This is a genomic window from Synechococcus sp. PCC 6717 (assembly GCF_022698185.1).
In the GTDB taxonomy this organism is placed as follows: Bacteria; Cyanobacteriota; Cyanobacteriia; order Thermosynechococcales; family Thermosynechococcaceae; genus Thermosynechococcus; species Thermosynechococcus lividus.
This window is the reverse complement of the sequence record NZ_JAKLTV010000019.1, coordinates 1-23221: the sequence shown is the minus strand read 5'-3', so window position 1 is coordinate 23221 and position 23221 is coordinate 1. Positions and strand designations below refer to the sequence as shown.

Here is a 23221-nt window from a genome sequence, read left to right as displayed (position 1 = left end):
TAGAACCGCCAAGCAGCCTAAGTTAGCAGCATTGAGGAGTTCCTAGGCGCAGGGCTGGCTGAGCATCTTAACAATCGGCAGGGTTTCGAAATCAGCCTTAATTACCACTGTACTCCACCCCCTTTAGCAGGCTGTGTATAGTGTAAATGCCGACTGTGGAATTGATGTATGTCTCTCCTTGATGGGCCGTGGATTCACAAGTTCATCGTCTCGAATGGCATCCGCTTACACTATGTGACTCAGGGAGAGGGTGACCTCGTACTATTGCTGCACGGTTTTCCTGAATTTTGGTACTCGTGGCGACACCAAATTCCGAAGCTCGCAGATCACCATAAGGTTGTGGCTCTCGATTTGCGCGGCTATAACCTCAGTGATAAGCCGCAGGATCCAGCTAGCTATGTTCTTGATGAACTCATTCTCGATATTGTGGGTGTCATTGACGGGTTAGGCTATCACCGCTGCCATTTGGTGGGTCACGATTGGGGGGGTATGGTGGCTTGGGGGATGGCTTACGCAGTACCAGACCGGATTCAGACGTTGAGTGTGCTGGCGTGTCCGCACCCAAGTGTACTCAAACAGGTGCCCGGTGGTTGGGATCAGTGGTTACGCAGGAGTTATCTGCTGCTGTTTCAACTGCCCTGGCTGCCAGAACTCCTTTTGGAATGGGGGAACTACGGGGCGATCGCCCACCTGTTGCAGTGGGCAGCGGTAAACCAGAGTGCTATCCGTCCTGCGGATATTGCCCTTTACCAGGATGCAGCGGCACAGCGGGGCGCTCTGTCTGGCATGCTGAACTATTACCGCGGTACGTTACCCAGTATTTTGGCTCACGAGTGGGGGAACCTTAGCGTTCCTACCCAAATGCTGTGGGGTCGCCAAGACCCGGTTCTAGGGATGGAACTCACCTATAATACCGAGGCCTACGTCAAAGCGCTTAATATTCACTACCTCGATCACTGTGGCCACTTTGTGCAGCAAGAGCAGCCGGATTTAGTGAACCAATACTTGCTAGAGTGGCTGGATGCCCGACCAACGGCTAAACCAGGCGGCGCAGTTGGGTAATCTGATCGGCGATCGCCAACACCGACTCCGGCATTGCAGATCCCGTTAGGATGACATCCAGCGTGCGGGGGCGGCTTTGCAAAAAGTCTAAGACCTCCGCTTCTTGGAGCAGCCCCATCTGAATCGCCAAACTCAGTTCATCCAGCACTAGCAAGCGATAGCTCCCTTCCTGAACCAGTGTTTGTACATGCTGCCACAGCGATCGCACCGCCGTGATGTCCTCCGCTGCAAGGTCATCCCCCACCCCGAGCGATCGCCCCAAGGCCGGACGGAACCACGTTAAATGCTGCCCCAACTGAACGGGGTGCTCCACCCCTGTTTGAATCCCTCCCTTGAGCAATTGGCAAATGATCACACCACTGCCTTGGCCAGCGACCCGCAACGCCTGTGCCATCACCGTGGTAAAAAAATGTCGCTGCGAACAGGTAAACACCTGCACCACCCCCTCAATTCCATAGCTAGAAGGTGTGGAGACATCAGACACTGGAACCGAGAGTTGTGCCACCATGACTGATTATTGCCCAACAACAACAGCGCATTCGCCACTAGAGGCATAAATCTAGTGTAGTATGCTGTGATTTAACCCCAGTGAACACTAGATATACTCAACCGTCAAGGGGGGAAGAATCAGCTATCCTAGATCAGTAGCGATCGTTATTTGAGGAACTCCCCATGCCAACGACATCGGCGCTGGATGCCCAAGCCCTTTTTCGTGCCGCTTACGAAAATCGTTATACATGGGACGAGCACTTTCCGGGGTTTACGGCCACAGTAAAGTTGATCGATGGTGAGCAGTGTTACGAGGGTCAGGTCAAAGTAACTGCCGACTATACCGTTGAAGTGACGGGCATTGACGATGAGCAAGTGCGGGAGTCTCTCTACAACCAACTGCGGGATGTGATCGTTCACCGCAAACGCAACAACTTTGAGGCCGCCCACGGTAAAAATACCTTTAGTATTGGCGCAACGGATGCCAGTGGTGCGGTGGAAATCCTTGTCAGCGGCGACGCTATGGGGTCTAACTACAAAGTGCGCGACAACCAAATTGTGTATGTCAGCCGGGTGATGGGGCGGGTTGCCTTTGCCATTACTCACCGTCAGGCGCTGGATACTGGCGCTGGCTACATTTCCACCAACTATGTTGCCGTATTCCGCAATCCTGAAACCAACGAGGTGGTACGGCAAATGGAATTTGAAGATACCTATGTACCAGTCGGCAACTACTACCTCATGCGTCAGCAGGTCGTGACCACCCACGAAGGGGGCACCACCAGTACCGTAAAGATTTGCTTTGACGATCTGCAACTGCTGCCAGCGGCCTAATGGAGGTTACGTTTCTCGGCACCAGTTCAGGCGTGCCAACGCGGTCGCGGAATGTGTCCAGTGTGGCTCTGCGCCTGCCCCAGCGCAAGGAAATTTGGCTCTTTGACTGTGGTGAGGCCACGCAGCATCAGCTTCTGCGCAGTAATTTGCGTACGAGCCAGATCCGCCGCATTTTTATTACCCACATGCACGGCGATCACATCTTTGGCTTAATGGGATTGCTCGCCAGTTTGGGCTTAGGGGGCACCGTGACTCAGGTGGATGTCTATGGCCCGCCCACACTGGATCGCTATATCGAAAGCTGTTTGCGCTGGTCCGTGATGCGGCTGCCCTACAAGCTGCAGGTGCATACGGTTGAGCCGGGGGAGGTCTTTAGCGATAGTGAATTTACGGTTACCTGCCGACTACTGCACCACCGGGTACCCGCCTTTGGCTACCGAGTGACGGAGCGCGATCGCCCTGGGCGCTTCCATGTTGAAAAAGCTCAAGCCCTCGGGATTCCCTCAGGACCGTTGTACGGCCAACTCAAGCAGGGCAAAACCATTACCCTAGAGGATGGCCGCCAAGTGGCTGGGCAAGACCTTTGTGATCCCCCCCAGCCCGGACGCAGCTTGGTGTATTGCACCGACACAGTCTTCTGTGACAGCGCCGTAGAGCTAGCCCACAACGCCGATGTCCTGATCCATGAAGCCACATTCTCCCACCAGGAGGCAGCGTTGGCGTTTGAACGGCTCCACTCCACCTCAACAATGGCGGCACAGGTGGCTTACCTAGCTCAGGTCAAACTTCTCTTTCTCACCCACTTTAGTGCCCGCTATGCTCCTGGTAACGCCCTACAGGTCGAGAACCTGCTAGCAGAAGCCCAAGCTATTTTTCCTAATAGCCGCCTTGCCCGAGATTTCCTGCACTATTGCATTCCCCGCCACGGTGAGGACGCCCCCATCACTGATTCGCAAAACTCTGCTCAGACTGCTAAAGCAGCCACAGAACCCCTAGCAACTCTTGCGATCAACCGCGCTACTCGCGCCCAAATGCAGCGGCAGATCGGCGGCATGGATGAAGCCACGGCTCTGGCAATTCTCGAGCGTCGCCGCCGCCAGAAATTTACTAGCCTTGACGAGTTGCAAGGCCTCTATCCCCACGTGCAATGGCACACAGTCAAAATTACATTTTGAGTCAGCCTTGGCAACCCTCCCCCTTCCAAGTATAATCGTTGTACATTATTCCGAGCAATTTATCGTAGATTAGTGATCAATCTTAGCACCATGACTCAGTGGCGGCGCTTAGCGTCTTGGTTCATCCTGTTTTGGGCAGGGCTTGGCCTCAGTGGTCTCCTTGCGACCTGCGAGGTGCAACAGACGCTTCCCGACGGTAGGCCAGAACGGGTCTATCTCACCCTTTCCTCCTTTGCGGTGACCAAAAAAGCCCATGAAGCCATTATTCCTTTGTTTGTAGAAAAATGGCAGAAAGAACATCAACAAACGGTGCGCTTCCGTACCAGTTATGGGCCTTCAGGGAGTCAATCGCGGGCGGTGATTGATGGCCTTGAGGCAGATATTGTGCATCTTTCCTTGGGACTAGATATTGATCGCATTGCCAAAGCGGGGCTGATCCGCAGCGACTGGGCTACTCAAGCCCCCAACAATAGCATTGTTACCACCTCGGTTTGTGCCTTAGTTACCCGGCCAGGCAACCCCAAACACCTGCAAACATGGCAGGATTTAACGCGAGAGGGGGTGACYTTTGTCACCGCCGATCCTAAGACGTCGGGTGCAGCCCGCTGGAATTTTCTGGCGCTTTGGGGGTCTGTCACTGCGGTAGGGGGCACCCCTGCCCAGGCACGGCAATTTGTGACTGAGGCATTTCGCCATGTGGCGGTTCTGCCCCGGGATGGCCGCGAAGCCACCGATGCGTTTTTAAAGCAAGGCCAAGGAGATGCCCTCATTAACTATGAAAACGAGGTGATCTTGGCTGGACTCAAGGGGCAGGCCTTATCCTATACCATCCCCAAGGTGAATGTGCTCATTCAAAATCCGATTGCCCTTGTGGATCGCTATGTTGATAAGCATGGCACCCGCGAGGTCGCAAAGGCCTATATTGATTTTTTGTTTACGCCAGAAGCGCAGAAGATTTTTGCTCGGTATGGGTTTCGCCCCATCGATTCAGCGGTACTTGCTGCGCATCAGCAACAGTTTCCAGTGGTGCCCACACTCTTTACCGTGGCGGACTTGGGGGGCTGGGAAACGGTACAGAGGCAATTTTTTGCCAATGGTGCGCTCTTTGATCAAATCCAGCAAGAGAATCAGGCATAGTGGCAAGGTGATTGATGGGAGGACAAGATTGAGGTGATAACCCCTGCTGCATCAGCTAAGACGGATCGAGCAATGCCTTGTGGGTGGCTGTGGCGTATGCCATGGGTCTGGAAAGTTACATGGTTGTATTTGGGCGGGATGTTGTTTATTCCCATCGCAGCATTGCTGACCCATGCCAGTGCGGGTGGGCCGCTAAAGTTTTGGCAGGTGGCCACGCGGGCGATCGCCCTATCGGCTTACGAAGTGACGTTTGTGACCGCTTTAATCACAGCGGCGATCAATGGAATTTTTGGTACCCTCGTTGCTTGGGTACTGGTGCGCTACCGGTTCCCTGGCAAGCGTTTTTTTGATGCGGTAGTGGATTTGCCCTTTGCCTTACCCACGGCGGTTGCGGGGCTAACCCTAGCAACCGTCTATAGCGAGAATGGCTGGATTGGTGGGTTGCTTGCGCCTTTGGGAATTAAGATTGCCTTTACCCGCTGGGGGGTAGCGGTGGCCATGCTCTTTATTTCGCTGCCCTTTGTGATTCGCACGGTTCAACCAGTGCTTACTGAAATGGAAAAGGATGTGGAGGAAGCCGCTTGGTYTTTGGGGGCAAGCCACTGGCAAACCTTTTGGCGGGTGATCTTGCCGCCGTTGTTGCCTGCCATTCTCACAGGGGTAGCCCTAGGGTTTTCGCGAGCCGTGGGCGAGTTTGGCTCCATTGTCATCATTTCCTCAAATACCCCATTTCGAGATCTCATTGCGCCGGTACTGGTGTTTCAAAGTTTGGAGCAGTACGACTACGAGGCGGCCACCACCATTGGCACTGTGATGCTGTTGGTATCGCTCTGTATTTTGTTTGTGATTAATTTCCTGCAAGCGTGGGGGCGCCGCTATGCACAGCGTTAAACACCGATCTTGGATTCAAGGGGGGTTGATCGCGATCGCCCTCACCTACCTGAGCCTTGTCCTCTTGATTCCTTTTGCCAATGTGATCTTTCAAGCCTTTCGCAAGGGAGTGATGCCCTTCCTCGAGAACTTGACAGAGCCAGATTTCCTCCATGCCCTGTGGTTGACGTTTGCTTTGGCTGTGGTGGTGGTACCGATCAATACCGTGTTTGGTCTGTGTGCAGCGTGGGCGATCGCCCGCCATCGTTTTCGGGGGCGCACCCTGCTATTGAGCATCATTGACTTACCCTTTTCGATTTCACCCGTTGTGGCGGGTTTAATGCTGGTACTGGTCTATGGTCGCAACGGTTGGCTTGGCGGTTGGCTGCAAGCTGTGGATCTGCGGATTATCTTTGCCTTTCCGGGGATGGTTTTAGCGACTGCCTTTGTCAGCCTTCCCTTTGTTGCCCGCGAAGTCATTCCTGTCCTTGAGGAAATTGGTACGGAGCAAGATGAAGCCGCCAAAACCCTAGGAGCCAACGACTGGCAAACCTTTTGGCGCGTTACCCTGCCCAATATTCGCTGGGGGCTGCTCTATGGCGTACTGCTGACCAATGCTCGTGCCATGGGGGAGTTTGGCGCAGTGGCGGTGGTTTCTGGTAACGTTGCCGGTTTAACCCAAAGCCTCCCCCTCTTCATCGAAGATGCCTACAAAAACTACAATACTGAGTCTGCCTACGCTGCCGCGATTATTTTGGGGTTGCTTGCGCTGGTTACCCTCATTCTCAAAGAAATTCTTGAGCGCAAAACTGGCATCAAACCCGTGGGCGATCGCTAAGCGTGTACCAAGAGTGCTGTGGCACACCGCTCTAGGCTAGACTGAGGGTGACTCATTTCCATTTGTGATTGGGGTGTTTGGGGTTGGGGTATGGTGCAGCGGCAAATTCTCTCATCACTGATTGTTGGTAGTGCCTGCCTCATCGCCACCGCCTGTGGCAAGCCAGAAGCAACGACCCCACCACCAGCTCGAGTGCAACTGGCAGCCGTCAGATCCGAAAACCTGCCCCAGACCGCAATCTATAACGCGTCCTTACAATCGCGTCAATCCGTAACAATGCTGCCGCAAGTCTCTGGGCGCATTGTCCAAATCAACGTTCAAAACGGCCAGTTTGTTACTCAAGGACAACCCCTGATTCTCATTGATCCCTCACAGCAACAGGCAGTTGTTGCCAGCAATATTGCCGCTATTCAATCGGCCCAAGCCAACGTCGAAAATGCCCGCTCTACATTGCGATCCCTTGAAGCTCAGCGCCGTGCCAACCTTGCTACCGTTGAGTTTAACCGCATCCAAGCCGAGCGCTACACCGCCCTCTTTGAAGAAGGTGCTGTGTCTAAGGAGCAAGCACAATCCTTTATTACCAGCTTCCGCACCGCCCAAGCCGATCTCCAACAAACCGAAGCCGATATTCGTGCCCAGCAGGCTACCATTGCCCAGTTAGAAAAAGTCCTCCTCGAAGCCCAAGCCAACGCCCAGCAACAGGCAGTTGTCCTCAATTGGTTTCAGGTGCGCGCGCCTTTTAGTGGGGTTGTCGGCAATATTCCCCCCAAAGTTGGCGACTTCGTGACCCCTCAAACCAATTTGCTGACCCTTACCTCCAACCAGCCCCTTGAAGTCTATATTCAGGTACCAATTGAGCAAATTCCCCGAATTCGTTTAGGTACTCCTGTTGAACTCATTGATATGGCTGGAAATGTGGTTGGCACCAGTTCCGTATTTTTCATCGCCCCCAACACCACCAACAATACCCAAACTATTTTAGTTAAATCCCTTTACGAAAACACCCAGAACAACCTCCGCGCCGACCAACAAATTCAAGCGCGGATTATTTTTGGTCAGCAGCCCGGAATTTTGGTTCCCACCACTGCTGTATCCAATCTTGCCGGTCAAACCTTTGTGTTTGTGGCCGAAAAAGATAACGAGGGTAAAATGATTGCCAAGCAAAAACCCATTCAAGTTGGCTCTATTCAAGGCAATAGCTACCAAGTGTTTCAAGGTCTTCAGCCCGGCGAGCAAATCGTTGTTTCCGGCATTCAACGCTTGCGCGATGGTGTCCCCATTACCCCTGAGTCCTAAGGCATCATGATTAGCGATTTTTTTATTAAGCGTCCGGTGTTTGCCACCGTTTGTTCCCTGCTAATTATCCTTGTGGGGACGATCGCCCTGCCAACCCTTCCCATTGAGTACTATCCGAACGTTACGCCACCTACTATTCAGGTGTCGTCCAACTATGCGGGTGCCAATGCCGAAACCGTTGAAACCAACGTCACCACCGTTCTGGAAACCCAAATCAATGGCGTGGAGGGGATGGACTACATTGACTCCACCAGCGACAGCTTTGGTAACAGCAACATCACGATCACCTTCACAGAAGGCTACGATCAGGATATTGCCGCTGTTGATGTCAACAACTTGATTTCATCGGTGACCTCCCAACTACCACCGGAGGTGATTAACACTGGCGTTAACGTCAGTAAAGCTACCACTCAAATTGTGCTTGCCTTAGCGCTTTACCCCGACGAAGGCTTTGACTACGACTCCACCTTTATTAGTAACTATGCTACCCTCTACGTCGTTCAGCCCCTGCAGCGCCTAGAGGGCGTCGGTCGAGTCCAGATCTTTGGGCAGCGCACCTATGCCATGCGCCTTTGGCTGGATCCCAACCGCTTAGCCAGTCGCGGCTTAACTGCCCAAGATGTCGTGCGGGCACTCTCCGATCAAAACGTCCAGGTCGGCGCTGGCATTATTGGTGCCCCTCCCGCCCCCGAAGGGCAGCAATTCCAAATTTCGATTCAAGCCCAAAGTCGCCTCACTACCCCTGAAGAATTTGCCGATATTATTATTCAGCGGGGCGAAGATGGATCGGTGATCCGGGTGCGGGATGTGGGTCGCACAGAATTGGGTGCCCAAAGCTACACCACCAACTTTAAGTTTGATGGTCGTGATGCTGTTGGTATTGGTATTTACCAACTCAGCGGGGCAAATGCCCTTGATATTAGCCGCGCCGTGGAAGAGGAAATGGCCATCCTAGCCCAGAAGTTCCCACCTGGCTTGAAGTGGAGCGTTGGGTTTAGTACCACCGATGCAGTGCAAGAGTCCATCAAAGAAGTGGTCATCACCCTGATTATTGCGATCATCTTGGTGATTGCCGTGATCTTTCTGTTTTTGCAAGACTGGCGTGCCACTATTATTCCCGCGGTCACCATTCCTGTCTCCCTTGTTGGCACCTTTGCCTTTATGAAGGCCTTTGGCTTTTCCATCAATAGTTTGACCATGTTTGGTCTGGTGCTGGCCACGGGTCTGGTGGTCGATGATGCCATTGTGGTGGTGGAAAACGTGACGCGCCTGATGGAGGAAGAAGGGCTAGACCCCCCAGAAGCAGCGAGCCGTTCCATGCAGGAGGTAACCGGTGCCCTGATTGCCACCTCCTTGGTGATGATGGCAGTGTTTATTCCAGTGGCTTTTTTTCCAGGAGTTACAGGGCGGTTGTATCAACAGTTTGCCCTGACAATTGTTTTTTCTATTGCTCTTTCGACGTTTAACGCCATTACCCTTTCGCCACCGCTGTGTGCCCTGCTCCTGCGGCGAGAGCGATCAGCCATGGCAGAGTTTATCCTCTTTCGTTGGATTAACCGCTTTCTGGACACAATGCGGCGGGGCTATGAAAGCAATTTGCAGGTAGTTGTGCGCTTCAAGTACTGGGTGCTGGGTGGGTTTATGGTGTTGCTGGCCTTCACCTACTGGCTGTTTCAGATTGTTCCGGGCGGTTTTGTACCCGAGGAAGATCAGGGCTACTTTGTCACGCTGGTGCAGTCGCCGCAGGGGGTTTCTCTGGAATATACCAGTAACATTGTGTTCAAGACCGCCGATATTATTGCCAAGAACCCAGCGGTTGATCACACCTTTGCCATTGGTGGGTTTAGCTTCTTTGGGAATGGTTCAGACAAGGGAATTATTTTTACCAGTTTGAAGCCATGGTCTAAGCGACCGCCGCTTGACGCGCTGCTGCCGCAGTTTCAAAAGGCAGTGGGCGGTGAACTGGGTGCGGCTGTTTTCTCGGCTAATGTACCAACAATTAACCTCGGCGGCAGTGGCCTTGGCGGCTTTGATATGCAGATTATGGATCAGCAGGATCTGGGGCTGGAAACGCTCTATACGTCTGTCAGTGAACTGATTCGCCAAGCGAATGGCATCCCAGGTTTGGTGGCGGTGAACACGCCTTTTTCTATTAATGCGCCTCAGTTGAATGTCACTGTCGATCGCACCCGTGCCCTTGCTCTGGGGGTTGATCTCAGCGATATTTTCAACGCTATGCAAATTTATTTAGGATCGGCGTACGTCAACCAGTTCACAATCTTTGCCCGCAGTTTCCAGGTGATTGTCCAAGCGGATAAGCAGTTTCGAGCCAATCCTGACGATATTAACCGCATTTATGTGCGCTCTAACCAAAATGCCTTAGTTCCTCTAAGCAATTTGCTGACGATTGAGCAAACCTCAGCGCCACCCATTATCTATCACCATAACTTGTTCCGCTCAGCGGAGGTGACGGGGCAAAATACGCCACCCCTCAGTGAAGGGCAGGCAATGAATACAATGATAGCCTTGGCGCAGCGGATACTCCCCAATGGACTAGGCTATAGCTGGACGGGGCTGTCCTTGGAGTCCACCCGCTCTGGTGGCCAGGCACCGCTGATTTTTGGTTTGGGTTTGGTGTTTGTGTTTCTGGTGCTCTCGGCTCAGTACGAAAGCTATATTGACCCGCTGATCATTATTCTTTCGGTGCCCTTGGCGATTATGGGGGCACTGCTAGCTCAATGGTTGCGGGGCTTAAGCAATGATGTATTCTGCCAAATTGGGTTGGTGATGCTCATTGGCCTCTCGAGTAAAAATGCGATTTTGATTGTGGAGTTTGCTAACCAGATTCGCGACAATAAGGGCACCTCGATTGTGAAATCAGTGATTAGCGCGGCAGAAGAGCGCCTCCGCCCGATTTTGATGACGGCGGTCTCGTTTATTTTGGGGATTTTCCCCTTGGTAATTGCCACCGGATCAGGGGCTAATTCCCGTCATTCCCTAGGCACAAGTGTGACAGGTGGTATGATCGCGGCCACCGTTTTGAGCTTTTTTGTGGTGCCCGTTATCTACATTTTGATTAAGGAGTTGGTGAGCCGTTTCATGAAGGATAAGGGGGAAGAATCAACCCCAGCAGAGACCTAGAGCCGTCTAAGGGTTAGTTTACAATTCGCAAAACTCCTGTATCGTGGGGAATGACCCTCTCGCGAGTGTTGGCGTGTAGGCATGGCGAAACAACTGGATTTACTGGCTCACGGACAGGTGATTCCCACAGCGCTCCATAGCGAAATGCAGCGCTCCTATTTGGAGTACGCCATGAGTGTGATCGTGGGGCGGGCATTACCGGATGTGCGGGATGGCCTCAAGCCAGTGCACCGCCGCATTCTCTATGCGATGTACGAATTGGGGTTGACGCCGGATCGTCCCTTTCGCAAGTGTGCGCGGGTGGTTGGGGATGTGTTGGGGAAATACCACCCCCATGGGGATCAGGCAGTGTATGACGCCCTTGTGCGCCTCGTGCAGCCCTTTAGTAGCCGCTACCCCCTGTTGGCGGGTCACGGAAATTTTGGCTCGATTGATAATGATCCGCCAGCAGCGATGCGCTATACGGAGACCCGTTTGGCGGCGATCGCCCACGAAACGCTCTTAGCGGGTATTAGCGATGCCATTGTGGATTTTGTCCCTAACTTTGATAGCTCGCAACAGGAACCCCTGGTGTTGCCGGCTCAGTTACCCGTTCTGCTGCTCAATGGGGCAACGGGGATTGCTGTGGGCATGGCGACGAATATCCCTCCCCATAATCTCGCTGAAGTGGTGGATGCGCTCATTGCCCTGATCAACCAGCCGGAGATTGAGCTACCAGAGTTGTTGAGGCATCTACCGGGGCCAGATTTTCCCACGGGGGGCATTATTGTGGATGGTGCTGAACTGGAGCGCGCCTATGGCACCGGTCGAGGGACGATTACGCTGCGAGGGGTGGTGAGTCTTGAGGAAGCTCAACGCGGACGACACCGCCGCCACGTCATTGTTGTGCGGGAGTTACCCTACCAGGTGAATAAGGCGGCTTGGATCGAAAAAATGGCGGAACTGGTGAATCAGGGTCGCCTAGAGGGGATTGCGGATTTGCGGGACGAAAGCGATCGCGACGGCATGCGGGTGGTCATTGAACTCAAGCGGGATACAGACCCAGACCAGGTGTTAGAGCAGCTCTATCGCCTGACGGCGTTGCAAGTCACCTATGGCATTAACCTAATGGCCTTGGTGGGCAATCAACCGCGCCAGCTCTCCCTCAAGGCGATGTTATGTGAGTTTCTGTCGTTTCGCGAGGCCACGCTGCTGCGACAATACCGCCATGACCTCGAGAGTGCCCAAGCACGCTTACACATTGTGACCGGTCTGCTGGTGGGGTTAAATGCAGTGGATCAGGTGATTGCGATTTTGCGATCGGCGGTGGATGGCACGACCGCACAGCGAGACCTCATCGCGCAACTGGGACTGAGCGATCGCCAAGCCAGTGCGCTGATTGCCATGCCCCTGCGGCGCCTCACCCAGCAGGAACGCAGCCAACTGGAGGCGGAACAGGCGACCCTTAGGGAGCGCATCCAAACCCTAGAAATGCTAATTAGTCAGCGTCCTGAGCGCCTTAAAGCATTGAAAAAAGACTTGCGACAGCTCAAAAAGCAGTTTGGGGATCCGCGCCGCACCCAAATTCTGCGGGAAGCTCCCCCCTCCTCTAGTGCCTTGAGTGCGCTACCCTTGGCAAACGAACCGCTGTGTCTGGAAATCACTGCGCGCGGCTATGGTCGCTGCTTTCCCCAGCGCAGTCGTCCGCAGTTAGAGGGCGAGAGGTGGCTCCCTTGGTCGGATCCCCTGCCGCTGACGTTGTCGGTACAGCGAAGCGATCGCCTGTGGGTCTTTACGGCGGGGGGCAAAGTCTATCCGTTGGAGGTAGAGCGCTTCCCCCTGACCAGCCGCCGCGATCGCGGCCAACCCATTTTGACACTTTTGCCAGACGCCGCCCAATCGGAAACTCTACTAACGGTGCTCCCTAGGGGCGAGGACGTGACTACCCTGATTGTGCTGACTCGTCACGGGCGCATCAAGGCGATGCCAGTGGCGGAACTTGACGATCTCAGTAGCCGCGGGTTGCAACTGACGAAGTTAAAAGCAGGCGATACCCTTGCTTGGGTCTTACCCCTGACGCCTGCCACAGGGCATTTAGTGCTGGCCACGTCTCGGGGACGGGTCTTTCATTTTTTGGCAGCCTCCATTCCTGCCCTTGGCCGACTCAACCAAGGCCAACCTGCCCTGCGCCTGAGTATTCAGGAAACCCTTGTGGGGGCGATCGCCATGGGGGAATTGGATCATCTCTTCTTGGTCAGTGCGGCTGGCTTGGCCAAACAGGTGCCGCTGCCGTTGATTGAGCCAGTCCCCCTAGGGCATTTAGGGCAGTTGACCATGCCACTGCGGCAGAAACAGGATCGACTCGCGGGCATTGGCTGCTGCGGAATGATGATGGCGGTAGTAACTAGCCAAGAACGCGCTTGGATCACGACGGGGGAGGGCGTGCCAGTGCTCGACAAAGAAGGCGTGGGGGTTCCCCTTACAACGCTGAATCCGCAGGAGCAGATTGTGGCTGTGGTGGCATTGCAGTAAGCTGGAGCCATTGTCCTTGCACCCGCAGGCAGTACCCCCCCCGCAGGGTGCTGGTTTGCGAGCCGTTCCCCGCATTCAGGAGGTGGCGCACTGCCTCTACCACTGTGAACGTGGGGGTGCCCGGTAAGTGCTGTTGTAAAAAGCGATGGATTAAACGGCGTTGCAAGGCTAACGGCAGTTGGCGGAGGCGATCGCGATCCAAGGCCGGTGGTGCCGTACGGATGMCCTCTGGAGCAACACGAGCCACTTCAGCGGCAAAATAGGCTCGATCGGCTGCCAGCAGCTCTGCGGTTTGGGCAAGGGCAGTTTCAACCTTGGCATTAAAGTGCTCTCGTAGGTAGGGGATCACGTCCCGCCGCAGGCGATTGCGCCGGTAGCGACAGTCCAAGTTCGTCGTATCCTGCCAGATGGGTAACCGCTGTTGCTGACAAACCGCGGCAGTGTCGGTGCGGCTCAGGTCGAGGAGAGGGCGCACGAGCTGTACCTCCCCTAAGGGGCGAACAGGCTGGAGGGTTCCGATGCCCGTCACACTGGCTCCCCGCAACAGATTTAATAGGACGGTTTCGGCGCGATCGCTTTGGGTGTGAGCGGTCACCACATGGCTACAGTCTAGGGTGCAAGCAACCTCCCTAAACGCCTGATACCGCCACGTGCGCGCTGCTGCTTCCGTTGCCGGTGGCTCCAGAGCCGTCACAAGTTTATAGGGCAGTTGCCACTGTTGCGCTAACCCTTCAACAAAATGAGCATTGGCCGTACTATCTGGCCGCCATCTGTGATTGCAGTGGACGATCGCGAGGTGCCAGTGCCAATGGGGTTGCAAGTCAAGCAGCAGCTTTGCCAAACAGACGGAATCCTGCCCCCCGGATACGGCGATGAGAATCCTTGCGTGCTGCGGTAGCCACTGCTCCTCTTTTAGGCGGCGGTGCAAACGGGCATGGTAGAGGCTCCACACCGTGCTGTCCTAGAAGAACCAACCGTAGGAGTGTAAGCCTTTTCCCAGAAGATTCACCCCCAAATAACAAACCCAGACCACGCCAAAGCCCACCGTAGCTAAAATCGCTGGCTTGCGCCCCTGCCAATCGCGGGTAATGCGCGCATGGAGATAGGCGGCAAACACCAACCAGACAATTAAGGCCCAAGTTTCTTTGGGATCCCAACTCCACGGTGCCCCCCACGCCTCGTTTGCCCAGACCGCACCGGAGATGATGCCAATGGTCAACAGCGGAAACCCCAAACCAATCATGCGGTAGCTCAGGTTATCTAGGGTTTCGGCTAGGGTGAGGCGCTGCAAACTCAGTTGGGTTGTGGGGGGGCTGAGTACCGTTGTGCCACTGCCCGAACTAGAGCCTAGGGACTGTGTTGGCTCAAGCGGCAGGTGGCGAAAACTACCTGTGCCCACAGAACTCCCTTTGAGGCTGACGGGTTGCCCCCATGTGACGACTAGAAAGGCGATCGCCAGCAGCGACCCCACCATCAGCGTGGCATAGCTGAGCATCATTACACTGACATGCATCATCAGCCAATTCGACTTGAGTGCGGGCACAAGGGGAGCCGACTGTTGCATTTCTGGCGGCAGCGAGAGAGCCGCAAAGGCCGTAATTCCCATGGCCACCGGCGCAGTCACGACCCCCACCAAGCGTTGACCACTCATCGATTCGGCGACTAGGTGCATCGCGGTTAGCCCCCAGCACAGAAAAAAGAGGGACTCGTACAGGTTACTGATGGGGAAATAGCCCCCCTCAATCCAGCGGGCCGCCAGTAGCCCAGCTATGCAGAGGTTGGCGATCGCCATGCCTGTCCGGCCAGCCGCCGATAATCCTGACCAGCGGGGAAACGCTGCCCCCAGCCAGTACAGCAACATGGTTATAAACAGCACTGCAAAGGCGGTGTTATCTAGCCAGCTTTCAAGCGTCAATAAATCCATAGATCTCTCAGGGGACGAAGGCAAGCAATCAGCAAAGCGCGATCGCAACCACAGTAACATTTTTGTATTGTACCGTTCCTCCTTTCCCTGCATGGTGCTGGATCAGCAGGAATCGCCATCGACTATAGTTGCATTAGGCTGTAGGATGCAGCACAGTGCTCTAGTGTTAGAACCGGTTCGGGCAGGAGTGAACCCCCCATGATGCAGTCACGGCGTGTGCAAGAGAGTTTAGTCGGGCTACTCATTCTGGCGGGATTGGGGATTTTGGGGGTCTCGCTTCTGTGGCTGCGGGGAAATATTGCTGGTGCCAATAGTTATACCCTCGAAGTGGACTTGGAGTCGGCACCTGGGTTGGCAGTAGGCACACAAGTTAGGTTTCGCGGTGTTCAGGTGGGGCGAGTGATACGGATTGGCTTTAGCCCTAACGGCGTCACAGTTGGGTTACGGGTCAACAATGTCTTAATTCCACGGGGAGCGGTACCGGAAATTCGCCAGTCCGGCTTCATTGGCCAAGCCTATCTGGACTTTACGCCAACGGCAGAGGTACCAGAGATTCCTGAAGGGATGACCGCATTTGCGCCAACGTGTCAGCCAGAGTTGATTTACTGCAATGGCGATCGCATTGCGGGGGTGCGCGGTACTAGCCTTGACGATCTGGTGCGGGCAGCCACGAACTTTACCACTGCCCTTGAGCAGTCCGGCATCATTAATAACGCCAATACCCTCATTTTGGGCACCACACGGACAGTGAGCCGTGCCGATCAATCCTTAGCCAAAATTGACTCCGCCGTCGAGAGCTTTAATGCCCTCAGTAGCGAAGCGCGCGCTGAACTCCGGAACTTTAGCAATGCCTCCCAAGCAGTAACCCGCGCCGCCAATCAAATCAATGAACTGGTTGAAGTGAACCGCAATACCATCAACTCAGCTCTGCGCAATATTGATGGTGCTGCAAAAGACCTAAGAACAACCCTGAATGCCTTGTCTCCGTTTATCAATCGCTTGGAGCAGGGAGAGCTACTCACCAATCTGCAAACCTTGGTCAAAAATGGTGCTGAAGCGGCTGCCAACCTCAACCGAGTATCGGGAACCTTGAGTAGCCCAGTAATTATGCTCTCGATTGCCCAAACGTTAGACGCAGCACGCGCCACCTTTGTGAATGCCCAAAAACTCACCAATGACTTACTAAAAATCACTGGCGATCAGTCGTTTCAATCTGACTTACGCCGCCTCATTCAGGTCTTAAATCGGTTACTCTCCTCCAGTCAAGACCTCGAGCAGCAACTCTTGGCGCTCCACGCCACCACGTTGGAGCAAACCCTGCCCAGTCCAGAACCCCCGGCTCCCAGTGCAGCCGTTGTGGCCACGCCGCCAAAAAACGAAGAGGAGGCCATCACAAGCGATCCTTGATCCTTGTATCCTATCTAGCCACGACCCATCGCGCTGGCGGATCCCCGTTACTCCGTTCACAAAGTCGTGGTCAAGCATCCGCCCTATTGCCTATTGTTCTTTGGTTGGCGCTGATTCCGATCCTCATCGTACCTGCTGACTTAGCTGTTCCTGTAGTTGCCGCAACCGTGTTGTCATAATCTCTTGAATCTGCTGCTGGTGCTGCTGCTCAGCAGGATCAACAGGGAGGGTTACCGTTCCTGGCGCAGCCTGAAATTTGGCCAATTGGCGATCAAAAAAGCTATTGGCAAAGCGGCGATACTCTACGGTTTGTTGTTCAAGGTGGGCGGTATGGCAAAACTGGTGCAGCCAATGGGCATAGGCGGCATCCTCCGCCCCAAAGCGAAATTGGCGGAATACATCATCTTCAGGAAAGCCACCAATAAACTCATGAACTTCGCGACGGACAGCTAAGTTGAGGACAAGGGTTTGCTCTAGTGTCTTGTGCCAGTAGGGATGGAGGCGATCGCGACAGTAAATTCCCGTCCGCACTGCGCCAAAGTAGGTGGGGGCTGCTGAGGAACTGTAGGGTTCTGGCAGCGGCTGGTTGAGGATGGACAACGCCAAGAATAGGTGCTCTGGCCGGTAGAGATCATCGGCATCGCAAAAGAAAATGACCTCCCCTTTGGCAAAACGAACCCCAATATTACGCGCAGCAGCAATCCCCCTATTTGTAGGTAGCCCTATCAGTTGTAGCGGCACAACCTGCGGCCATGCAGCAGTAGCCACCGCACAGGTGGCATCGGTAGAACCGTCACTGACAATAACCAGCTCACCAGACAGCGGCTGGGGATAGGCGCGTTGCAGGTGGTAACAACTGGCGGCAATACTCTCAAGGGTTTCCCGAAAGATGACCTCTCCTCGCTGCTCAATAACATTAAAGGCAGGCATAACAATGGAGAAGGAACTGAGGCCAGCAAGAGTCATGGTTATGATGCCACCACAGGACTGCCTTGATTTTCCTAGCACTGTGGCCGTTCATGCAAAATCCGAGGGAAGTGTTGACAAGGCCGCTATGGATTGGTTAACGTAGTAAATGCTGCGTCTTGCCCCCATCGTCTAGAGGCCTAGGACACCTCCCTTTCACGGAGGCGACGGGGATTCGAATTCCCCTGGGGGTATCCCACAATGGCAAGTAAGTCTCCCTTAGCCAAATCGGCGGGAAGACCCGCGCCGTATTTGTGACTTGTGTTTACTCAACGAAGATGAGTGTCGGGAGTCGTTCACTTTCAAGTGGGTTACAGCCAGCATTCCAACAACCCCAATGCAGCGGACGGACGAAAGCTACTGGTGCTGAGTTCAAGGTGATCTGCCGCCGTTCAACGAAAGGCTACCCTAGGAGACATTTACGCAGTGTGCAGTTAAGCTGATTTTGTTGTACTCAGGACATACTGCTTTGGGCGTTGATCTACGCAGCTACGTTTACCTTGATTCACTACAACCGCAGCATGCAGCCTATCTGGGCACCGTGGCACAGGGATTCTTGCCGTTGCCTGGGGACTGCTCCCTGTGGGTGGAGATTTCTCCAGGGATTGATGTGAACCGTCTGTTGGATATTGCGCTGAAGGCGGCGGTGGTGCGCCCGGGAGTGCTCTTTATTGAGCGGCTCTACGGCTTATTGGAGGTGCACTCCGGTAACCAAGGGGAGGTGCGGGCTGCTGGCGATGCGATTTTGCAGGCGATGGGGGCGCGAATACAGGACTGTTTGCGGCCACGGGTGATTTCCAGTCAGGTGATCCGTAATATTGATGCCCACCACACCCAACTCATTAATCGATCGCGCCGAGGAAATATGATCTTGGCAGGGCAAACCCTCTATGTGTTTGAGGTGGAGCCTGCGGCCTATGCCGCCCTTGCTGCCAATGAAGCGGAAAAGGCGGCGCTGATTAACATTCTGCAAATTTCGGCGGTGGGAAGTTTTGGGCGCTTGTTTTTGGGGGGGGCAGAGCGGGATATTTTGGCGGCACAACGGGCAGTGCTGGCGGCCATGGAACGCTTACCGGGGCGCGATTCCTTTAGCGATCGCCGCGAATAGGAGATAACCATTTAGCCAACTGCTGTTGTAAAGCGGGTAAAAAAGGACAGGGAGCTTGAGGTTGTAGTTCGTAGTGGTGATGCCAGTCAAAGCTAGGCCAAAACGGCGCTTGCTGAGCTGCCGCAAGCCAAAGCAGCCGCTTCGCGCGGGTGATGGCAACATACAGCAGGCGATATTCTTCAGCGGTCTTTGCCGCCGCTGCGTTTCGCCATGCCTCTTGATAATTGGGAATCGGTTGACCATGGGAATGGGCACGAATTTGGGCGCGGGTCACAGCAATAAAGTCCACCTCCCCAAGAAAGCGAGCGTTAGCCGGAACCCATAGGTCTCCGGGCAGATTCTTTGCTTGCAAAAAGGGTACAAACACCGCATCCCAATCTAGGCCTTTGGCTTTGTGCATCGTCAAAATAGTCACTTGAGCGGGGCGAACGTAGCGACTGTGGAGGTCTTCCATATCTACCGGTTCAAAGGCGTTCTCCGCAACAATTCCCTGCCAAATGGGTGCCAACCGCTCCCAAAGCTGTGGTTCCTGCGATTGACTGAGGTAGTAAATGAGGCGATCGGTGGTTGCCAACTCCGCAGCATCATACCCAAGGCGCTGGGCACAGTAGGCAATCAACGGAAAAAGCGATAGCTGTAAGCGAGCCTGTAACAAACCATGGCAAAAATGTTGTGCCTGCACCGCCTCTGCGGTTGCCGGTGGATCTAAAGGCCCCGGGTACAGGAACACTTCCGGCTGGGCTGCTAAGCGATCTAGGTTTTGGGGTGGCACCACCCCCCGCTCCACCAGAACGGTCAGGGCATTTTTAACCCTATCGGGAGAATAGGGACAGTAGAGAAACTGGAGAATGTGAAATAGTTCTTCGGGGACATGGGAGCGCCGCTCAACACCAGCAACATCGAAGATAGTAATGCCAAGAGAGGGCAGATTGTGGTTCAGGCCAAAGTCAGCGGGCGATCGCAACAGGTCTGCTAAAAAGTGCCCTTGCTTGTTTTGGCGGACTAAAATCGCCACCGTGGCCTTGGGGTGTGCCTCAAAGACCCTAGCAATTCGCGCTGCCAACTTGTGCGCCGTCTCAAAGATTGTTTTGGGGTAAACAAGTTCTACCCCCTGCCCCCATGCGGGCGGGTTGGCATCAGGCTGTGGATCCCCAGGGGGCACCGGTTGAATATCTTGCGGCCGGAACGGCGGCTCCGTCTGTGCATAGGTGTGGTTAGCCCATTCCACTAGGTAATTGGCTGCTTTGATCACCAAAGGGGTACAGCGCCCCGCCTGAGTCATCGTATAAAATGCGTTCTGCTGCGCACACTCATCGCAGAACGCGTTAAAAAAGAGCGGATCCGCAGCCGTAAAGGTGGAGTTAATGGCTTGGTTGGGGTCGCCCACCCGCACAACATTAACGATACGGTCATCCATAACATCAGTCGCCAATAACCGCAGCAAGCGGGACTGCAACGGTGTCGAGTCTTGGGCTTCGTCCTCAAAGACGGCATAGACTCGCTGCTGCCACTCCTGCCGGTAGCTGGCATTTGCGTCTAGGCATTGAACCGCCGCTAAGATCATTTCATCGTAGTCAATTTGCTCCCGTTCGTAGAGTTGGTGCTGGTATAGCTCTAAAAGGTCTGCGGCAATCTCTAAAAAGGGGTAAGGGTCAGCTGCAATAGCCGGATGGTGGCTCAACTGGCGTAGCTCTGCTGGCGTAAGAAAAGCACTGCGGGCACTAGTGACCACGGTTTTAGTAAAACTTGTCAGGATACTGCTGATCAACGCATGGCGGCGGGTCAGTTGCTCGCTGTGGATAGGCGGCTGTGTATCCGCCCCCTGAATGAGGTGCTGCATCTGGTCAGGATGCGATCGCGCCCATTGATCCACGCAACGACGACACAAGCGCTGCTGTTCATACTCAGAAAGCAAGTTCTCGGCACTTCCGCGCCAGTTTGGTGCACCCATAGCAATCTTTAAGGCTAGGCTGTGCAGGGTTTGCACACTAAAGCCAGTGCGGGGTAAGCCCATCTGGTTCAAATAGTGGCGAATTCGCACCTTAATGCTGGCCGCTGCCGAACGGCTGTAGGTCACCACAACCAACTGTTGCTGCTGGTTTAACCGCTGTCGTGCAATGGCGATCGCCGCTCCAACCGCCATCCCATGGGACTTACCTGCCCCCGGCACCGCCGAAACTGCCAGCAACCCGCCTCGCCATTGGGCAATCTCTCGCTGCCCGGGACGCAACTGCCCAGACCAATCATCAACGAGAGACTCTACGGTATTCACAATGGCGCAGCTATCCTTTTATCCATATCAACATTCATATCAACGATCTGAAGATTTATTACAAAAGTCCAGCAACTGGCATGGGTTTTCAGAAAACCGTATAATAAGATACAGAAAGTCTGGACAAGGCTCTTCTCTAAAATTACAATCCTTTTGTAATGTCCGCTGTTGAGGCGACCCACCCTTTCCTTCACCTAGGAGCTTTGTTTTTAATTATGCAACTAACATATCGTGGTGTTAACTATCAAGTGAGTGATCATCGGGCTACTGTCGTTGAATCCGGAGCAACAGGCCGCTATCGTGGAGCGCAATGGGTCGGCTACAAAGCTGCGAGTGTAGTGCCCCAGCCCAATCACACCCTTTGCTGGCGTGGCGTGGTGTACCAAACGAATGGTGAACCAGTGGCCGCTGCCGCAGCGATGGAGGCTCCCATCCTGCCCGCTCGTCAGCGCGCTCGCGATCCCATTGCTGAAACTCACCGCCATGCAATTCTCAAGAGCTTAGAACACCGCCTGAATGTCGCCCGGACTCAGGGAAATCAAGACCTGATCAACCTGCTAGAAGACGAGTGGCAGCAGTTTGCCTAGCTCGCCATACCATCTTACCGAGGGTCTGAGCCGTTGTTTCACTAGGAGCAGCGGCTCAAAATTTTTATCTGAGCTTCCGCCGAGACACTGCCGCAACCACCCTAAAATAGACCAAATAGACCAAGAACAGCGATGGTACGCTGGACAAGAGTGCGTAGCAAGGTTAATCAATGGGTAATATCATTTCAGTGCATTCATTTCGCGGTGGTACCGGCAAATCGAACACCACGGCGAACATCGGCTGTTCCCTAGCCATCTTGGGCTATCGCGTTGGAATTGTAGATACAGATATTCAGTCTCCCGGCATTCACGTTCTCTTTGGCTTGGAATCAGAAGATACTGAGCACGCCCTCAACGATTACCTTTGGGGGCGTTGCGACATCACGGATGTTGCCCGGGATGTCAGTCATCTGCTCACCTCCCACAACCAGCCCGATAAAGGCTCCATCTTCTTGATTCCCTCCAGCCTGAAAACAAGCGAAATTACGCGGGTGCTACGGGAAGGCTACGATGTAGGGTTACTCAATGATGGGTTCCAGCAGTTACTGCAAGGACTAGACCTAGACTTTCTCATGATTGACACTCACCCAGGCCTGAATGAAGAAACCCTGCTGTCCATTACGGTATCCGATGCACTGGTGCTCATTTTGCGCCCCGATCGCCAAGATTTTCAGGGCACAGCCGTAACCGTGGATGTTGCGCGGCAATTAGATGTGCCTAAAATGGTATTAGTGGCCAACAAAGTCCCTGCTGTCTTCAACAAAGACTCCCTGAAGCAACAAATTGAGAGCACTTACTCTGTTCCAGTGGCAGGGGTGCTCCCCGTCTGTGAAGAGATGTTTCAATTGGGCAGTAGCGACATCTTTTGTTTGCGTTACCCTGATCATCCCTATAGCTTGGTCATCAGGAGTATTGTGCAGCACTTGTTAGATTAGGATAGCCTAGACATTAGGCTAAGCAGGCAATCTATAGAAATCTATTTTGGCGCCCTACGTCCGTTGAGGAACCTCCCTATGACCGACAGTCAAGACCTCAGCAATGGTTCCACGCAGGGAGTGGGGTTAAACCCCGCTGATTTGCTGATGCTGCCCGATGCCCAGCGTACGATTTTAACCATGATGATGCGACGCCAAAGCGCACTAACCCTAACAGAGATTGCTGAGCAGCTTAACGCGCCCTCTGAAGAGGTTGCCCCCGTCATGGCGGAGTTGTTGCAGTTGGGCTATGTCACTACCGAGAATGACACCTACCAAGTAAAGTTAGGTCGGCGGACTCCGCGTATTCAATCCAAGCGGCAGTCACCTCGGGTGGCGGCAGTGTGGGATAAGTTGGGCTAGCCATCCCTTGTTGGCAGTAAATAGAGTAATTGACTTCTCTCCTCCTTGAAAGAGAGGGGATTCCCAAAGGATGCTACGCAACGGGCTGAAGCCGCGTTGCTTCGCTTTTCCCTTGAGCTGTCACCCACAACTTAATGCGGGTGGGGGCAGTCAAAGACCCCCTACTCACCTCAAGCATTTCTGCTATTGGGACTACGTTTATGTTTCGGTYCGTGKTTTCGCGTTTTTMAACACTAGCCAATTCGATACGCTCAACATCCTGCCATT

At 54.1% G+C, this 23221-nt stretch carries 18 protein-coding genes, 1 tRNA gene and 1 pseudogene; 15 read left to right on the top strand and 5 right to left on the bottom strand.

From position 1 onward, the window contains the following. Positions 1 to 168: 168 nt before the first annotated feature. Positions 169 to 1062, top strand: coding sequence for an alpha/beta fold hydrolase (locus L5470_RS09055; RefSeq protein ID WP_499499533.1), 894 nt, complete (start codon positions 169 to 171; stop codon positions 1060 to 1062). On the opposite strand, the gene L5470_RS09050 is transcribed toward L5470_RS09055, so the two are convergent. Continuing rightward, the gene (locus L5470_RS09050; protein WP_099798694.1) at positions 1037 to 1570 is read right to left on the bottom strand and encodes a P-loop NTPase family protein; all 534 of its coding nucleotides are present in this window, start codon (positions 1568 to 1570) and stop codon (positions 1037 to 1039) included. The genes L5470_RS09055 and L5470_RS09050 overlap by 26 nt on opposite strands. Positions 1571 to 1734: 164 nt before the next feature. Between L5470_RS09050 and L5470_RS09045 the strand changes: the two genes are divergently transcribed. From L5470_RS09045 to L5470_RS09010, 8 genes and pseudogenes are all read left to right on the top strand, one after another. Next, a complete protein-coding gene (locus tag L5470_RS09045; RefSeq protein WP_499499531.1) occupies positions 1735 to 2385 on the top strand; it encodes a DUF3386 domain-containing protein in 651 nt (216 codons plus the stop codon). Then, positions 2385 to 3293: pseudogene (gene rnz / locus L5470_RS09040) on the top strand (ribonuclease Z); the annotation flags it as partial. The gene L5470_RS09045 and the pseudogene rnz, both read left to right, overlap by 1 nt. 357 nt (positions 3294 to 3650) lie before the next feature. Beyond that, positions 3651 to 4697 (top strand): sulfate ABC transporter substrate-binding protein, encoded by a 1047-nt coding sequence (locus L5470_RS09035; RefSeq protein WP_499499529.1) that lies wholly within the window; start codon positions 3651 to 3653, stop codon positions 4695 to 4697. A 96-nt stretch (positions 4698 to 4793) separates the two neighbouring features. Beyond that, on the top strand, positions 4794 to 5588 hold the full coding sequence (gene cysT / locus L5470_RS09030) for a sulfate ABC transporter permease subunit CysT (RefSeq protein ID WP_499499527.1): 795 nt from the start codon (positions 4794 to 4796) through the stop codon (positions 5586 to 5588). Beyond that, positions 5575 to 6405: a sulfate ABC transporter permease subunit CysW gene (gene cysW, locus L5470_RS09025; protein ID WP_499499525.1), complete on the top strand. Its 831-nt coding sequence runs from the start codon at positions 5575 to 5577 to the stop codon at positions 6403 to 6405. The genes cysT and cysW overlap by 14 nt, the downstream gene beginning before the upstream one ends. 90 nt (positions 6406 to 6495) lie before the next feature. Next, a complete protein-coding gene (locus L5470_RS09020; protein ID WP_499499523.1) occupies positions 6496 to 7701 on the top strand; it encodes an efflux RND transporter periplasmic adaptor subunit in 1206 nt (401 codons plus the stop codon). Positions 7702 to 7707: 6 nt separating this feature from the next. After that, complete coding sequence (locus L5470_RS09015; RefSeq protein WP_499499521.1) at positions 7708 to 10842, top strand: efflux RND transporter permease subunit; 3135 nt, start codon at positions 7708 to 7710, stop codon at positions 10840 to 10842. 81 nt (positions 10843 to 10923) lie between these two features. Further along, entirely contained in the window at positions 10924 to 13353 is a 2430-nt protein-coding gene (locus tag L5470_RS09010; RefSeq protein ID WP_499499519.1) for a DNA gyrase/topoisomerase IV subunit A, read from the top strand. On the opposite strand, the gene tilS is transcribed toward L5470_RS09010, so the two are convergent. Further along, positions 13301 to 14305 carry a tRNA lysidine(34) synthetase TilS gene (gene tilS / locus L5470_RS09005; protein ID WP_499499517.1) on the bottom strand — a complete coding sequence of 335 codons (1005 nt, stop codon included), beginning with the start codon at positions 14303 to 14305 and terminating at the stop codon, positions 13301 to 13303. The two genes, L5470_RS09010 and tilS, sit on opposite strands and share 53 nt — an antisense overlap. Positions 14306 to 14314: 9 nt before the next feature. Further along, entirely contained in the window at positions 14315 to 15277 is a 963-nt protein-coding gene (ccsB, locus tag L5470_RS09000; protein WP_499499515.1) for a c-type cytochrome biogenesis protein CcsB, read from the bottom strand. Positions 15278 to 15475: 198 nt separating this feature from the next. On the opposite strand from ccsB, the gene L5470_RS08995 reads away from it, so the two are divergent. Next, the gene (locus tag L5470_RS08995) at positions 15476 to 16684 is read left to right on the top strand and encodes an MlaD family protein (RefSeq protein ID WP_499499514.1); all 1209 of its coding nucleotides are present in this window, start codon (positions 15476 to 15478) and stop codon (positions 16682 to 16684) included. 123 nt (positions 16685 to 16807) lie between these two features. Here the strand turns inward: L5470_RS08995 and L5470_RS08990 are convergent, their stop codons facing one another. Further along, positions 16808 to 17650 (bottom strand): glycosyltransferase family 2 protein, encoded by an 843-nt coding sequence (locus L5470_RS08990; RefSeq protein ID WP_499499513.1) that lies wholly within the window; start codon positions 17648 to 17650, stop codon positions 16808 to 16810. A gap of 121 nt (positions 17651 to 17771) precedes the next feature. Here L5470_RS08990 and L5470_RS08985 point away from each other — a divergent pair. After that, positions 17772 to 17844: transfer RNA gene (locus L5470_RS08985), tRNA-Glu, on the top strand. 275 nt (positions 17845 to 18119) lie between these two features. Then, the gene (ccmP, locus tag L5470_RS08980; RefSeq protein WP_448514911.1) at positions 18120 to 18758 is read left to right on the top strand and encodes a beta-carboxysome protein CcmP; all 639 of its coding nucleotides are present in this window, start codon (positions 18120 to 18122) and stop codon (positions 18756 to 18758) included. On the opposite strand, the gene L5470_RS08975 is transcribed toward ccmP, so the two are convergent. Continuing rightward, entirely contained in the window at positions 18739 to 21030 is a 2292-nt protein-coding gene (locus L5470_RS08975; protein ID WP_499499512.1) for an ATP-dependent helicase, read from the bottom strand. The two genes, ccmP and L5470_RS08975, sit on opposite strands and share 20 nt — an antisense overlap. Positions 21031 to 21245: 215 nt before the next feature. Between L5470_RS08975 and pirA the strand changes: the two genes are divergently transcribed. From pirA to L5470_RS08960, 3 genes are all read left to right on the top strand, one after another. Continuing rightward, positions 21246 to 21617, top strand: coding sequence for an arginine synthesis PII-interacting regulator PirA (gene pirA, locus L5470_RS08970; RefSeq protein WP_099798684.1), 372 nt, complete (start codon positions 21246 to 21248; stop codon positions 21615 to 21617). Positions 21618 to 21787: 170 nt separating this feature from the next. After that, entirely contained in the window at positions 21788 to 22552 is a 765-nt protein-coding gene (locus L5470_RS08965) for a MinD/ParA family ATP-binding protein (protein ID WP_099798683.1), read from the top strand. A 78-nt stretch (positions 22553 to 22630) separates the two neighbouring features. Beyond that, on the top strand, positions 22631 to 22954 hold the full coding sequence (locus L5470_RS08960) for a hypothetical protein (RefSeq protein WP_499499510.1): 324 nt from the start codon (positions 22631 to 22633) through the stop codon (positions 22952 to 22954). Positions 22955 to 23221: the final 267 nt, after the last annotated feature.

What these genes read in the sequence shown, in the direction of transcription:
- L5470_RS09055 (WP_499499533.1), top strand. Translation starts at nt 169, where the DNA reads ATGTCTCTCCTTGATGGGCCGTGGATTCACAAGTTCATCGTCTCGAAT.
- L5470_RS09050 (WP_099798694.1), bottom strand. Translation starts at nt 1,570, where the DNA reads ATGGTGGCACAACTCTCGGTTCCAGTGTCTGATGTCTCCACACCTTCT.
- L5470_RS09045 (WP_499499531.1), top strand. Translation starts at nt 1,735, where the DNA reads ATGCCAACGACATCGGCGCTGGATGCCCAAGCCCTTTTTCGTGCCGCT.
- cysW (WP_499499525.1), top strand. Translation starts at nt 5,575, where the DNA reads ATGCACAGCGTTAAACACCGATCTTGGATTCAAGGGGGGTTGATCGCG.
- L5470_RS09020 (WP_499499523.1), top strand. Translation starts at nt 6,496, where the DNA reads ATGGTGCAGCGGCAAATTCTCTCATCACTGATTGTTGGTAGTGCCTGC.
- L5470_RS09015 (WP_499499521.1), top strand. Translation starts at nt 7,708, where the DNA reads ATGATTAGCGATTTTTTTATTAAGCGTCCGGTGTTTGCCACCGTTTGT.
- L5470_RS09010 (WP_499499519.1), top strand. Translation starts at nt 10,924, where the DNA reads ATGGCGAAACAACTGGATTTACTGGCTCACGGACAGGTGATTCCCACA.
- ccsB (WP_499499515.1), bottom strand. Translation starts at nt 15,277, where the DNA reads ATGGATTTATTGACGCTTGAAAGCTGGCTAGATAACACCGCCTTTGCA.
- L5470_RS08995 (WP_499499514.1), top strand. Translation starts at nt 15,476, where the DNA reads ATGATGCAGTCACGGCGTGTGCAAGAGAGTTTAGTCGGGCTACTCATT.
- L5470_RS08990 (WP_499499513.1), bottom strand. Translation starts at nt 17,650, where the DNA reads ATGACTCTTGCTGGCCTCAGTTCCTTCTCCATTGTTATGCCTGCCTTT.
- pirA (WP_099798684.1), top strand. Translation starts at nt 21,246, where the DNA reads ATGCAACTAACATATCGTGGTGTTAACTATCAAGTGAGTGATCATCGG.
- L5470_RS08965 (WP_099798683.1), top strand. Translation starts at nt 21,788, where the DNA reads ATGGGTAATATCATTTCAGTGCATTCATTTCGCGGTGGTACCGGCAAA.
- L5470_RS08960 (WP_499499510.1), top strand. Translation starts at nt 22,631, where the DNA reads ATGACCGACAGTCAAGACCTCAGCAATGGTTCCACGCAGGGAGTGGGG.